General features: G+C 47.7%; 14 protein-coding genes. 6 read left to right on the top strand and 8 right to left on the bottom strand.

The features are described 5' to 3' along the window. Positions 1-16 precede the first annotated feature (16 nt). Together ACNKW2_RS14160 and ACNKW2_RS14155 are read left to right on the top strand one after the other, a co-directional pair. Positions 17-1,177 (top strand): hypothetical protein, encoded by a 1,161-nt coding sequence (locus ACNKW2_RS14160; RefSeq protein ID WP_419149138.1) that lies wholly within the window; start codon positions 17-19, stop codon positions 1,175-1,177. A gap of 229 nt (positions 1,178-1,406) precedes the next feature. Next, positions 1,407-2,078 (top strand): TorF family putative porin, encoded by a 672-nt coding sequence (locus ACNKW2_RS14155; RefSeq protein ID WP_419149137.1) that lies wholly within the window; start codon positions 1,407-1,409, stop codon positions 2,076-2,078. Between the two features lie 113 nt (positions 2,079-2,191). On the opposite strand, the gene ACNKW2_RS14150 is transcribed toward ACNKW2_RS14155, so the two are convergent. From ACNKW2_RS14150 to ACNKW2_RS14140, 3 genes are all read right to left on the bottom strand, one after another. Beyond that, positions 2,192-3,085 carry an aldo/keto reductase gene (locus tag ACNKW2_RS14150; protein ID WP_419149136.1) on the bottom strand — a complete coding sequence of 298 codons (894 nt, stop codon included), beginning with the start codon at positions 3,083-3,085 and terminating at the stop codon, positions 2,192-2,194. Further along, on the bottom strand, positions 3,082-4,269 hold the full coding sequence (gene purT, locus ACNKW2_RS14145; RefSeq protein ID WP_419149135.1) for a formate-dependent phosphoribosylglycinamide formyltransferase: 1,188 nt from the start codon (positions 4,267-4,269) through the stop codon (positions 3,082-3,084). The genes ACNKW2_RS14150 and purT overlap by 4 nt, the downstream gene beginning before the upstream one ends. A 68-nt stretch (positions 4,270-4,337) precedes the next feature. Next, positions 4,338-5,000: a fumarylacetoacetate hydrolase family protein gene (locus tag ACNKW2_RS14140; RefSeq protein WP_419149134.1), complete on the bottom strand. Its 663-nt coding sequence runs from the start codon at positions 4,998-5,000 to the stop codon at positions 4,338-4,340. A 187-nt stretch (positions 5,001-5,187) separates the two neighbouring features. Here ACNKW2_RS14140 and ACNKW2_RS14135 point away from each other — a divergent pair, with 187 nt between their 5' ends. Continuing rightward, complete coding sequence (locus tag ACNKW2_RS14135; RefSeq protein WP_419149133.1) at positions 5,188-5,865, top strand: nitroreductase family protein; 678 nt, start codon at positions 5,188-5,190, stop codon at positions 5,863-5,865. A 50-nt stretch (positions 5,866-5,915) separates the two neighbouring features. Here the strand turns inward: ACNKW2_RS14135 and ACNKW2_RS14130 are convergent, their stop codons facing one another. The 3 genes from ACNKW2_RS14130 to ACNKW2_RS14120 are packed head-to-tail and all read right to left on the bottom strand — an operon-like array spanning position 5,916 to position 10,568. Then, positions 5,916-6,956, bottom strand: a complete 1,041-nt coding sequence (locus ACNKW2_RS14130) for an efflux RND transporter periplasmic adaptor subunit (protein ID WP_419149132.1) — start codon at positions 6,954-6,956, stop codon at positions 5,916-5,918. Further along, positions 6,946-10,251, bottom strand: a complete 3,306-nt coding sequence (locus tag ACNKW2_RS14125; RefSeq protein WP_419149131.1) for an efflux RND transporter permease subunit — start codon at positions 10,249-10,251, stop codon at positions 6,946-6,948. The genes ACNKW2_RS14130 and ACNKW2_RS14125 overlap by 11 nt, the downstream gene beginning before the upstream one ends. Positions 10,252-10,274: 23 nt before the next feature. Further along, the gene (locus ACNKW2_RS14120) at positions 10,275-10,568 is read right to left on the bottom strand and encodes an ArsR/SmtB family transcription factor (protein ID WP_419149130.1); all 294 of its coding nucleotides are present in this window, start codon (positions 10,566-10,568) and stop codon (positions 10,275-10,277) included. 91 nt (positions 10,569-10,659) lie between these two features. On the opposite strand from ACNKW2_RS14120, the gene ACNKW2_RS14115 reads away from it, so the two are divergent. Next, the gene (locus tag ACNKW2_RS14115; RefSeq protein WP_419149129.1) at positions 10,660-10,851 is read left to right on the top strand and encodes a YgaP family membrane protein; all 192 of its coding nucleotides are present in this window, start codon (positions 10,660-10,662) and stop codon (positions 10,849-10,851) included. A gap of 40 nt (positions 10,852-10,891) precedes the next feature. After that, positions 10,892-11,236, top strand: a complete 345-nt coding sequence (locus ACNKW2_RS14110; protein WP_419149128.1) for a rhodanese-like domain-containing protein — start codon at positions 10,892-10,894, stop codon at positions 11,234-11,236. Positions 11,237-11,287: 51 nt separating this feature from the next. Here the strand turns inward: ACNKW2_RS14110 and ACNKW2_RS14105 are convergent, their stop codons facing one another. Next, the gene (locus ACNKW2_RS14105) at positions 11,288-11,917 is read right to left on the bottom strand and encodes a YiaD family glycine zipper/OmpA-like lipoprotein (RefSeq protein WP_419149127.1); all 630 of its coding nucleotides are present in this window, start codon (positions 11,915-11,917) and stop codon (positions 11,288-11,290) included. A gap of 74 nt (positions 11,918-11,991) precedes the next feature. Next, positions 11,992-12,792 (bottom strand): substrate-binding periplasmic protein, encoded by an 801-nt coding sequence (locus tag ACNKW2_RS14100; RefSeq protein ID WP_419149126.1) that lies wholly within the window; start codon positions 12,790-12,792, stop codon positions 11,992-11,994. A 95-nt stretch (positions 12,793-12,887) separates the two neighbouring features. On the opposite strand from ACNKW2_RS14100, the gene chrA reads away from it, so the two are divergent. Beyond that, complete coding sequence (gene chrA / locus ACNKW2_RS14095) at positions 12,888-14,018, top strand: chromate efflux transporter (RefSeq protein WP_419149125.1); 1,131 nt, start codon at positions 12,888-12,890, stop codon at positions 14,016-14,018. Positions 14,019-14,036: the final 18 nt, after the last annotated feature.

Below are 14,036 nucleotides of genomic sequence, written 5' to 3'. Positions count from 1 at the left end.
GGAGTACCTAACCCACATGAAGAAACTGCTCATATCACCGTCAAACATGGCCTTGGGCGAACAAGAAAGTCAGATTTATCAAAATATTTTAAAGCAAGCTACGGAGATCAGCCTCAACCTGATGGCGGTTAAAGTAGAGAATCACCCTGAAGATTTTCTTGGTTGGTGTTATGAACTACTTGATGTGGCAAAAAATCGCATCAACTTTGATCTCCTCGACGACCACCAATTACCTACCATTAAAAAGCTTCAAGACTTACTGATCTCCGCCATTAGCTTTTTACAGTTAAAAACGTTGCGCATTGCCCCTTGGCCTATGGTGACGGCTTTTATTAATGATCATAAAACTATTTTGGTATTGGAAGAACAACTTAAGTTAATGGAGTATTTGCAGCCACTACGCGAACAGCCGCTGGCGACCATGAGCAAAGAAGATCGCCTCGCCTTTACGGGCAAACATGCCGCCAGCCTAGATACCAGTGTTTATCAATTTGATGTTGAATGGTTTGCCAGCACTAAGAATGCCAAAGCTTTCCACCAGCTGTTGGATGATCTTCCCAGTGCTTTTGATAAGGCATTGGCAGAAATTCCCAGCACCGGTGAAGTGACGCTGGCGCATTACCAGCAGTTCACCATTGCTTATTTAAGTGCTTTTGCCGACAGCTCAGACAAACCGACCTTAGCTCCAGCAACACGCCTGTTGGCGATGCGCCGCCCAGATATCTTCACCCCGATCACGCCAAGTAAGCTAGAGCCACTGTGCCAAGCTTTGGGCATTACCAAACTGAGCAATCGAGACTTTGAGCGTTATTGGAGTGATATTGTTTGTAATATCACGACCCTACCTTGGTTTATGAAGCCCACACCAGTTGATGAGCTAGAGCAAAACTTAGCTGCCATTAAAGCACTATTACCTTGCCTATTTTATTATGCTGATGAAAATACCGCGAGCAGCTCTAATTACTATAAGTTATTGCATAAGCCGAAGCGGAGCAGCACTGCAAAGAAAGCGACTCGACGTGGTAAGGAGTCGGCTACTGCGCTGGTCGACCGTGCCCTAGAGGACGATTCCATCCCTGAACATATTCGCGCCAAGCGGGACTCAATTATCAGTGAAGTTGAGAAAGGTCGTAGCGTGGCGGACACCATTAGCCTAATGCGCACTATTTTTGGCTAATCACTTGTACAGCTTGCATTATTGCTGTGCAAGCTGTGTCCTTTTGCACCAGCGCCGTGCAAGACTTCTCTTTTGGCGATCTTAGTCATATTTCTACATAGAAAATAAATTCCAATATTTACAAAAAGATAGAATAAATATTCACTTTTTTTTGCGATTGGCCCACCCCTTGCAGATTAGACACTGACAACACAGCAATAATAACTCTGCGTTCAATGGGGAAAACAGGATGAAAAACAAATCTTTACTTATGCTGCTCGGCGGCCTCACCGCGTGCTTTTGTGTCTCTGCTCAAGCGGAGGTCACCGCCAACATCGCTGCCAGCTCTAACTATTACTGGCGCGGCATCACGCAAACCGATGACGGGGCAGCCGTTTCTGGTGGCTTGGATTACAGCAATGAGTCAGGGTTTTATGCTGGTACTTGGGTGTCTAATATCGACTTTGGTGACTCGGCCAGCTATGAAATGGATTTGTACGCAGGGTATGCTGGTGAAATTAAGGGCATGAGCTTTGATTTTGGTTATATTCACTATGGTTACCCAGACGCCAGTGGCGACATTGATTTTGGTGAAATCTATGCCGCCTTGGGATGGCAATACTTTACATTTAAACTCAGCCATTTAGCTACAGCACAAAGCGACTCGACCACGGAAGAAGACATGCTGTACGCCGAAGTGTCGGCGAGTTTCCCGGTATTTACTGACAGTGAGCTAACACTGCACCTTGGCCGTTCAAGTGGCGACACAGTCATGGAGTGGACTGGTGAAGATGACACTTATATGGACTATGGCGTGAGCCTCTCGACGCAAGGCTTTACCTTTGGCTTAGTCAAAACCGACTTAGACAGTGGCGATGACCTCAAAGCCTATGTCAGCTACGGACTCGATTTTAATTTATGATTTCAAGGCTGGCGGTTACTGTGACGACCGCCGCGCCTTATTTTTATTTACTTGCTGCAACACTACAGGGCCGGAAGGCCCTTTTTTCATGCCGTTTTAATCACACCCGCTAATTAAGGTACGCTATGACCGCTTGAAGCAGTCCAAATACGATACCACTGCTCGCGACTCATGCTAAGTGACTGTGAAGCAACCGCGCTGGCAACTCGAGTAATATTTCCAGTGCCCAGTACCGTGGCTGGTTGCGATGGATGCATTGCCAGCCAAGCATAGATCACCTGGTCAATTGCAGTGCTGCCAATCTCTTCACCTACTTGCTGTAACACTGCACGCAGCCGCGTCGCTTTGCTATCGTCACTTGAGAAAATGCGGCCACCAGCTAAAGGCGACCACAGCATAGGATTAATTCCACGCTGCTGACACTGATCAAGCGTGCCGTCATCCAGTGCTTTCATTTCATAGGGTGAAAATTCAATTTGATTGGTCACTAAACTAAAGTCGAGCCGAGATTGTAATAAATCAAACTGACTGGGCGTAAAGTTAGAGACACCAAAATGCAATACATCACCATTTTGCTTAAGCGTATTAAAGGCATCAGCCACTTCATCGGCATCCATCAGATAATCCGGGCGATGAATTAACAAGACATCCAACCTGTCGGTGCCGAAGTGTTTTAACGACTGCTGAGCTTGAGCAATAATATGCGCCTTACTGGAATCATAGTGATTGGCTTTTCCGGCCAATCCAAGGCTGGGAAATGCGGGTTTAATACCACACTTAGTAATAATACGTATTTGCTCGCGAGTGCTGGGTTCAATAGCTAACGCTTTGCCAAACTCGGCTTCACACTGGTACTCACCGTAGATATCGGCATGATCGGTATCTCGGATCCCAAGCTCAATAGCTTGCTTTAAAAAGCTCAAGTTTTGTTGTGGCGTCACCTGCCAATCCAGCAGCCGCCAAAAACCTAAAACCAGCGGGTCAATGATTCGGGGGGATGTTTTCAAAGCGTTACTCCTATTTTTGCCACCACTTGCTTGGCCTTCTCTACTGCGCTTTCAGCAGAATCTGAACGCGCTAACGCCACGCCCATGCGGCGCTTGCCGCTTACCTCGGGTTTACCAAACAAGCGAATATCAGTTAAAGGTTCTGCTAGGGCCTGTGCAATATGGTTAAATTGCACTTGTTGAGACTCTCCCTCAACCAGGATCACACTGGATGCCGATGGCCCATAAAAGTCAATGGCGGGAATGGGTAAACCTAAAATTGCGCGCGCGTGCAGCGCAAACTCACTTAAATCTTGCGAGATTAACGTTACCATACCGGTATCATGAGGACGTGGTGATACTTCACTAAAGTAGACTTCATCCCCTTTAATAAACAGCTCGACTCCAAATACCCCTCTGCCACCGAGTGCGGCAGTGACCTTTTCTGCCATCGCCTTACTGCGCTCAAGCGCCAGCTCAGACATTGCTTGCGGTTGCCAGCTTTGTTGGTAGTCGCCATCTTGTTGCACGTGGCCAATGGGCTGGCAAAAACTAGTGCCATCGACATGACGAACGGTTAGCAAGGTGATCTCATAGTCAAAGTCGACAAAGCCCTCAACAATGACTCGACCTTGCCCAGCTCTTCCGCCTTGCTGAGCGTAATGCCAAGCCGGCTCGATATCGGTGACACTGTGGATCACACTTTGCCCCTTACCTGAGGAGCTCATGATTGGCTTCACCACACAAGGCATGCCAATGTGAGTTACTGCAGCCTTAAAGTCTGCAAGGGTATCGACAAACTGATAAGGCGAAGTAGCCAAACCTAACTCTTGTGCCGCCAAACGACGGATCCCTTCACGGTTCATGGTTAACTGAGTCGCTTTAGCACTGGGTACCACAGTAAACCCTTGCGCTTCTAACTCCACCAACTTATCCGTGGCAATCGCTTCTATCTCTGGGACAATATAGTCGGGCTGTTCCTGTGCAATAATGGCGCCCAGTTTGTCACCATCTAACATGGATATGGTGTAACTGCGGTCGGCCACTTGCATAGCGGGTGCATGCTCATACCTATCCAGTACCACCACCTCGGCACCGAGACGCTTAAATTCAATCACCACTTCTTTGCCTAACTCACCACCACCGCACAGTAAAATCTTACATGCAGTGTTAGAGAAAGGGGTACCTAACGGCTTGATTTTCATAATTGTTCCTTGGTTAAGGTAATAGTCCCATGGTAGCGGCTTTTAACGCCTCACAAAAGGGCTCTAACTTAGCTGAGCTGCACCTGCGCTTGCCATGGTTGCTGATTTTCCAGTTGCAATGTTAACGCATCGCCATCGGTCAAACGGCCCACCCCTTGTGGGGTCCCAGTTAACACGATATCACCTGGCATCAGGGTAAAGTATTGGCTTATCTCTTGTAACAACGAAGTCATTGAGAAAATCATTAAGCGTGATTCGCCGTGCTGGCGCAGCAAGCCGTTTTGCCAAAAGCGATACTCTATATTATCTGCTAAGGTCGCTTCATTACAGCGCACAAATGGACTAATGGGACAGCTACCATCATAGGCTTTGGCACGCTCCCAAGGATGACCTTGAGCCTTAAGCTGTGCTTGCACCTCGCGCAAAGTCAGGTCTAGCGCCAACCCTAAGCCGCAGATATGACGCAACGGATTATCGCTTGTGGCATCAATGGTATTGCCCACTAACAGTGCTAGCTCCGCTTCATAATGGTGGTCACCTAGGGATTTTTTTAACGCTATGTTTTGCTCAAAGGCCACCAAGCTGGTCGCCGGTTTTATAAACAAAAGCGGTTTCTCGGGCACTGGGTTATTAAGCTCTTCGGCATGGGCAACATAGTTTCTACCTACACACACCACCTTGCCCAGTGGTAGGTTTATCGGCTCGCCTGTGTGCCATTGATAGGTATTCATATATTCTCCTTGATTTGCTGCTTGTTAATGTACCACAAGTTACTTAGTTTGAACTTGACTCAACGCGTATCTCGCCTAAGATGTTTCTAAAACGAAACGGGTTAACATTAATTTATCAACCGTAATAATTACCTGCTTATGCGCAAATAAATTAATACAACCTCGCTAGCACCAAGGACCCAAAATAATGCAAGAACACGCAAACCAACCGCTTTGTGACTTTGTTGAATACCCACAACAAGAAATGCTAAGTCGCGCCGAGGACTTTTTAGCTAACAGTAAAAGGCGCCATAGCATCCGCGCCTTTAGTGATAGAGCTGTGCCTCAGGAGATCATCGAGGCCTGTATTAAAGCCGCCGGCACGGCGCCGAGTGGAGCTAACCACCAGCCCTGGCATTTTGTTGCCATCAGTAACCCAGAAAAGAAAAAGCAAATCCGTGTCGCTGCTGAAGAATTGGAACAGTCCTTTTACCAAGGGCGAGCTGGCGATGAATGGCTCGATGCGTTAAAACCACTGGGCACCGACGCGCAAAAACCCTACTTGGAGCATGCACCATGGTTGATTGCTATTTTTAGCCAGAAAAAAGGTGGAGTTCATGCACAAGACCAGCACACCAATTACTATGTCCACGAGTCTGTGGGGATTGCTACCGGCTTTTTGATCCAAGCCTTACACAATGCAGGGCTTGCTACCTTAACGCACACCCCAAAACCGATGAGCTTTTTAACTGAGCTGTGTGGCCGCAATCGCGATAATGAACGGCCCTATATGCTGTTGGTTGCCGGATACCCCAGTGAAGATGCCACTATCCCCGAGCATGCTACGGTTAAGAAATCACTCTCGGAAATTGCGACCTTTATATAAAAAAGGGGCTGGCGCATTATTTTTACTATGCCAGCCCACGGTGTAGCCAATTAAAGAGCCAGGGTCTCCCCGGCTTCAAGTCCACTGATGATGTGAGTGCGATTATCTCGGGTTTCACCGACACGTACATAGCGTTTGTGGATCTTACCTTGTGCAACCACTTTCACCATGGCTAACTGCCCTTGACGCAGTATGTATTGGCTCGGAATGGTGATCGCACTTTGCTCATTGAGCGGCAAATCAACGAGGGCATACATGCCTGGTATCACTTTTGGCATTAATGCCATATCCAGCTTAATCATAAAGTTGCGAGCCTGGCTATTAGCCAGTGGGTGCATCTCCGTGACCTTCGCTGGTTGGGTGATGTTCAGTGCAGGAATATGAACAGTGAATTGTTGGCCCAAATTCACCGCCGTAATTTGACTCTCTCTAACGGCGACTTGTACTTGCAGTTGCAGCGGATTAAGCAATGACACAATCGCTGTACCAGGGCTAAGTAAACTGCCCGGCTCTTTTAGGCGCTCGACGACTTTACCTGAAATAGGCGCCACAATCTGAGTGTAGCCCAGAGCGACTTCTGCACTGCGATACGCCTCACTGAGCGCTTGCCCCTGCGCTGTCAGCTCATTCACTCTGGCTTGCCATTCATCCACTTGATTAATGGCCACCAAGCCTTGCTCATTTAGTGCTTTACTGCGGGCAAGCTGCTTCTTTGCTTGCGTTAGCTTAGCAGTATTGGCAGCCTGCTCTGCGGCCACTCGCTGTAATTGTGCCTTTAGCTCAGCATCATCTAGCGTTGCGAGTAGCTGTCCGGCTTGCACTTGATCTCCTGCGCGTACATTTAAGGTTTTAAGCTCAGCCAGTAAGCGACTCGACACCAGTGTGTTTTGCTTTGCCACCACACTGGCTGGCAGTTGCTCAATCACCTGAAGAGGCGCTTTCTCAACCACGTAAGTCTGCCCTTGATACGCGCTTGGTAACGGTTTTTCACCGGGAGCCAGCTTGTCAGCGAAGCCTCCCGCAAGCCAAACCACCAGCAACAGTAAACCGATAATAGCTAAGAGGGGATAAATAAACTGTTTACGAAGCATGATGCGACTCCTGAGTTGACGAGGTGTTGGATGGATTAGCAAGTTCCGGTTTATTACGAAAGACTAGGTAATACACCACGGGTACCACTAACAGCGAAAACAAGGTTGATGCGATGATGCCAAAAATAATTGCCAACGCTAAGCCACTGAATACGGGGTCTAAAATAATCACTAAGTTCCCCAATAGCGTGGTGCCTGCGGTGAGCAAGACCGGCCTCATTCTGACACTTCCAGCTGCAATAAGCGCATCCAGTAATGCCATACCTGAAGCTCGTGATTGATTAATAAACTCGACTAAGATCAGTGAGTTTCTCACCACGATCCCAGCCAGCGCTATCATCCCTATCATTGCCGTAGCGGTAAATAATACCGGCTCGGGCGCGCCGGCGATGACCCGCTCACCAAACTGATTCAATAACCAAAAGCCCGGCATAATCCCTATCATCGTTAATGGAATAGCCGACATAATAATCAGCGACAAGCTGCTGGATGCCGTTTGCAATCGTAAAATGACAAAAATGGCCGCCAGCGCGAAAGCAAAAGCAATGCCCATATCACGGAATACATCAATGGTAATGCGCCACTCCCCTTCACCGGTAAAGGTATACTCGGTTCCCTCAGGCATAGACCAGCTCTGGCCACCACCACTATTTAAGAAGGTGCGTTGCGACCAGTGTGTCTGCTCGTTATGACCATTTTCATCTGCCACCACATCAGCGATAACGGCGGCTGGAGTACGACCATTGAGCTCTGCAAAGACATAAATCACTTCTTTGAGATCCTTGCGGTGGATAATGGGAGCGCTGGCAATGGTGGTCAACTCACCCAACTCAGCAATAGCAACCAAAGGCTGGGCTGCTTGTTCTAAGCCATACGCTTGCGTGGTTTTAGCCAACTCTTGACGACCACGCACCTGCAGCGCTAATAGGTTCTGCCACTGATTGCGCTCTTGATAACTCACCATTAGCTGCAAAGGCACTGGCGCGGCTTCGTTTTCCACGTATAAATACCCGGCCTGCACGCCACTGCTGGCAATGTTGAGCGCTTGGTTAACATCTTGAGTAGCGACCCCAGATAACGCAGCTTTGTGCTTATCCACCACAAAACGCTGCAACACAGTGGGGTGTGCCATCGAAGTATCGACTTCAACCACATGTGGTTCGCGCTTTAGGCGTTCAGCTAACTGCTGTGCTGCCAATTGTTGTTGCTCTCGAGGCACAAAAGGATCGGCATACACCTCTGCAGCAAGGGTGCTCAAAACGGGAGGGCCCGGCGGCACTTCAACGACTTTAATGCGGGTCAATGGCTGATTCAGATGCTGCAGCTTTTCACGTAAGCGCATCACTACAGCATGCGATTGGTGTTCACGCTCAGCTTTATCCACAAGCAATACTCGTAACTCAGCCAAGTGACTGCCATAGCGTCGATAGTATCCCCTGACCATGCCATTAAAGTCCATACTTGAAGGTTTACCAACGTACGCGGCAATATCCGTAACTTCTGCAACAGACCAAACAATGTCTTGTACCTTACGTGTCATTGCTGCAGTGGTTTCTAAACTGGTGCCCTCAGGCATGTCGATCAATACCTGTATTTCGCTTTTATTATCAAATGGTAGTAACTTAAGTGGCACGGCACGAAAAACCGGCAAGCTGGCACTTGCCACAAACAGCCCAAGTACCCCCCACAATACCCATTTAGCGCGTTTTGGCCGAGCTAAAATCGGCAGCATAATACGGCCATAGAGAGACTGCTTGGGGCTCTGCTGCACTGGCATCACTTGCTTCTTTAACAGCTTTTTAGCGAGCCACGGCGTGACTAAAAAGGCCACTAAAGTGGACGCAATCACACTGACTGGCACATTAAATGCCATTGGCGCCATATAAGGGCCCATCATGCCGGTGATAAAGGCCAGAGGAATAAATGCCATAACAATAGTTAGGGTCGACATTAACAGCGCCGACTTTATTTCGGTCATCGCGGCAATGATGCTACCGTCTTTATCGTCATCATCGCTATTGTGAATAAAGCGGCTAATGTTATCGATACCAGTGATGGGGTCGTCCACCAGCAACCCAAGAGAGAGGATCAAAGCAAATAAGGTAACGCGATTAATGGTATAGCCAAAAGCAAAATCCAGCCCTAGGGTAATGCCATAACAAATGGGTACGGCAAGGCCCACCACCAGCGCTGGGCGCCAGCCTAAAAAGACCCCGACAAAGACCACCACAGTAAACACCGCAAATGCCAGACTTGAGGTCAGGTTATTGACTTTGTCATCGGCGGTATCACCGTAGTTACGTAGCACCGTAACCTTCACCTCAGGCGGCAAGAGTTGTTGCTGCAGCTCGCTCATGAGCGCCAAACTTTGTTCTGCCACCGTCACCGCATTACTGCCTTTTTGTTTCGCGATACTGAGCGTGACCATAGGGGCATTTTGTTGCTTACCTTGGCTTGCTAACCACTGATAACTGGTGGCTTCCGTTGGACCATCGATAATAGTGGCAACGTCTTTTAAGTAGACGCTCTGGCCATTAATGACATTCACCACTAACTGCTCGAGTGCCTTTTTGTTACGCAGCACATCGCCAGATTCAAAACGGATTGCCTGACTCCCTGCGACGACTTGGCCCACCTGCTCGACCTGATTTGATGCTTGAATGGCGCTGAGGATATCCATAGGGGTGGTTTGATGCGCCGCTAATGCAGTTAAATTCAACTCAACCCGCAGTGCACGAGTTCGGCCTGAGATCACCGTCACTTCGTTGGTGTCGGCAATGGTTTGTAACTCTATAGATAGCTCTTGGGCAAAGCGTGTGAGTTCATAATCACCATAACGTTCAGGATTTTCGCTGCTGAGCCCTAACATTAATATCGGCACATCATCCACTTCAATAGGCCGAACTTGCCAACCCTTCACCAATCCCGGCATCTGATGTTGGTTCGCATACAGTTTAGTGTAAGTATTGAGGATGGCTTTCTCGCGGTCTTCACCAACATGGAAGCGCAAAGTGACGACCGCACCACCGGTTTGCGTGGTAGAGTACACATGCTCCACACCGGGTATTTGCAGCAGTAATTTTTCCAATGGAGTTGTCACCAAACGCGCCACTTCTGGTGAAGCGGTGTTAGGCACTTCAACATGAATATCCAGCATGGGCACCACAATCTGCGGCTCTTCCTCGCGAGGTGTCATTTGCAGCGCAAAAACTCCCACCAGCACAGCAATAAGGAAGAGCATAACAGGTATGCTCCCCTGTAAACTGCGTTTAATGGCACTATCTACTTTTTCCATAACCACTCTTAACCTACTTGCTCTTAGGCACAAAATAATTGATATAAGCTTTCCAGTAACAGCGCGACTTTGGGATCACTGACACGATAGTAAATCGTGGCTCCCTCGCGCCGCGTGGTCACTATTTCTGCCTTTCTCATACTCGCCAAATGCTGCGACAGTGCCGACTGCGCTAAGGGCACGGCCTGATTTAATTCACTGACGCTCAGTTCTTGCTTTTGCAGTGAGCATAAAATCATTAAGCGATTTTTATTGGCCATTAATTTCAGCAGAGCTTCCGCTTGTTCAGCGTTCTCAGCCATTTGCGACAGGTCCATAACGGCTCCTCAGATTTATTTTAGAACAAAGTATAGACAAAAAGATTAGCAAAGTCTAATATTAGAAAATACTAATATTATGGAGCGACTTATGACACTACATCCTTTATTGCGCCTGATAGCTGGCGTTATGTTTGCAGTATCACTGCTATTAACCCACTATGTTGATCCTAATTGGGTTTGGTTCAGTGTTTTTATTTGTGTAAACCTGGTGCAGTCTGCATTCACTCGCTGGTGCCCCATGATCACCATTTTGAAAAAGTTGGGTATTCAAGAAGGCTAATGCCATACTGAACAGCAATTAGCAGAAAAAGGAGAGTATCATGCTCAATTCAGTGCAAGATGTATTAAAAACGGTCAAGCCCAATCAACGTTGTGTCGATGCTAAACAGGCAAAGGCGGAAATTGCCCAAAATCAGGGGTTACTGATTGATGTTAGAGAACCTGGAGAGCATCAGCAAAAGGCAGCCAACGAGGCGCTCAATATTCCCCGTGGATTATTAGAATTTAAGCTGCCGGAAATTGAGAAAGACGCCAATAGGCCGATTTATTTGCATTGTGCAGCAGGTGGGCGAGCGGTATTTGCCGCTGAGCAGCTCACCCGTCTTGGCTACACCAACGTCACTGTCATTACTTGTAAAGCCGACGTGGTTTGTGACACTTTTTAATTAAGAACTGAAAACGAGAGTAATCACTTACTCTCGTTTTCAGTCTTTCATTTATGAGGCGCGGTTAGGGACAATCTTTATTTCAACGCGACGGTTTTGCGCCCGCCCTTGCTCAGTACTGTTACTGGCTATTGGTTGAGTTTCTCCCATCCCTTCAGCATATAATCGCGCTGCTAATACTTGCTGTGATAGCAAATAGCGTTTTACGCTCTCAGCTCGCTGCTCTGACAAGGTTTGGTTAAAGCTGGCAGTGCCAGTGGAGTCGGTATGACCAATGATGTTAAGGTAGGTTTTATCGTACTGCTTCATTACCTTCGCAATCCCTTGTAAGGTGCTGTAAAAGTTAGGGCTAATACTGGCTTGCTCAGTTGCGAACGTAATATTAGAGGGTAAGATCAGGCGCATTTCATTGCCTTCACGCACTACCTTCACCCCACTGCCCGCTAACTCTTGATTCATTGCCGCTTCTTGCTTATCCATATAATTGCCGATCGCGGCGCCAGCAATAGCTCCTACCGCAGCACCAATGGCTAAGCGTTTATCTTTGTGATTACCCGTTGCTTTACCCAGCACGGCACCTGCTGCCGCACCGATGGCAGCCCCTTTGCCAGTATTATTCATTTCACAGCCAGATAACGCTACGGCAACCGCAGCACCAATCAATACTTTTTTTGCCAACATAACACGCATCCATTTATTTAAAGTTAATACTATTGTTGCAACGTCGTATGAATACTTGCTGAAGCATCTGAGGATTAGGGGTTAGTTTCTCCCGCTGGGGTGTCAGCATTATCCATTGTGACGGGGGGAAGTTGATATTTAGCCACTATGGCATCTAGCTGCTTTGAACTCGCAAACTGCTTCATCGAACTGCGAATTTTCTCTGCCAGCTCTGTCTTATGGAATGCTTTACTCATCGCCATATAGCCATAAATTGGCTGGGTATGGCGATAATCCATTTTACGCAGCCGTTCGATTGGTTGCTGCAGTACCGCCATGGCCACCTCAGCGGTATCTTCCACGGCAATAACCAAATCAACCCGCCCTTTAAGTAATAGGTCAAACGCAACCTGCTCGCTAAATACCGGCACTTTGTTAAGTTGTCTGTCGTCATCGAATCGGGGGTAAAAAGCCCCACCGCGCATCACCGCAATGCGCTTAGCGTACAAGTCTTGGTAGCTTTCTACCTGAATATCGCTGTCACGGTTGGCGTAAAAAACAAAGGAAGAATAGAGCGTCATATAGGGTGGCTCGACAAACTCTATGATTTTTTGTCGTTGTGCCGTTTTAATCAAGCCGCCCATCACATCCACCTCACCACGCGCTAACATTCTAACGCAACGAGAAAAGGGGCAAGGCACTGGGTTGAGGGTAAAGCCGGACTTACTATGAGCATTAATGCTGGCAAGAATATCAAGTATTAATCCTTCAGGCTTAGTATCGCCTTCAACAGTGCTGTAAGGTGGTGCATGGTCGATAGCAACGTTAATCTCAGTTGCCATGCTTGAGGTATTAGCAAGCAATACAACGATAAATGTAAAAAGTTTAAAGCCCATACACTTTATCCCACCTGCGCTTTCATAGTAGAAAGTCATAATACTGTAATAAAAAACTGTAAGGATATAAGGTTAACAATATCACAAGGTGAACTATGTTTCTGAGAATTTTTTATCAATTTTTTCTACTTGGGTGCACCAGCTTTGGTGGTCCAGCTGCGCATTTAAGCTTCTTCAAAAAGCACTTTGTTGATAACTTACAGTGGCTCAGCGCAGAGCGTTACGCCAACATGATAAGTCTATCGCAGATTTTACCAGGCCCGGGGTCAAGTCAAGTGGGTTTCGCCATTGGCTTAGAAAAAGGCGGAGCCCTCGGTGGTCTAGCTGCATTTTTAGGCTTTACTCTCCCCTCCTTTTTAATTATGACCGTTTTGGCACTCACGGCAGAGCAATTAACCGGCTCAACATTAGCCATTATCTATGGCTTAAAACTCTTTGCGGTGGTGATTGTTGCCGATGCAGTATTAGGTATGGCAAAAAGCTTTTGCAAAACCACAGCACTCAAAGTGGTGACCTTTTTAGCCACTCTCACATTGCTATTTTTACCTAGCCTCAGTTCTCAGCTTGGGGTTTTAGTGGCCATTGCCATCGCTGGGTATTTTTATTCCTTCAGCAATGCGCCTACAGAACAAAGTGCCACATCAAGCAACACCAACTGGGCTGTACTCGCGCTGTTCTCAGTGCTATTCCTGCTTACCTTTTTACAGTTGCCGAATACCATTTTCGCCGAGTTTTATCAGGCTGGAGCCTTAGTGTTTGGCGGCGGCCATGTGGTACTTCCACTGCTGCAGACCAGTGTAGATAATCTCCCGCAAGAAAGCTTTTTAACCGCTTATGCCGCCGCGCAAGCAATCCCAGGTCCGATGTTTACCATCGCCAGCTTTTTAGGGGCGGAGGTGACCACCAGCCATCCATTAATCGGTGCCAGTATTGCTACTGTGGCTATCTTTTTACCGGGTTTACTGCTTATGTGGGCCTTCATTAATCAATGGCAACGGCTTATTGCCATGCCGAAGTTTGCCAGCATTAGCGCTGCTCTAAACGCTGGTGTGGTGGGGATTTTAGCGGCTGCATTTTATCAACCAATCTGGCTTGCAGCAGTGCACAGTGTCACGGATATTGTTGCTGTGGCATTAGGCTTTGCGGTATTAAAATGGCTCAAGCCAGCCATTTGGCAACTGTTGCTGGGTTTTGTGGTATACGGTTTAGTGATCGGTAACTTATAACCAGCCAGAGGCCCAAGT

Source organism: Pseudoalteromonas 'SMAR' (genome assembly GCF_048515945.1).
Taxonomy (GTDB): Bacteria; Pseudomonadota; Gammaproteobacteria; order Enterobacterales; family Alteromonadaceae; genus Pseudoalteromonas.
This window is presented reverse-complemented; position numbering and strand designations above follow the sequence as displayed.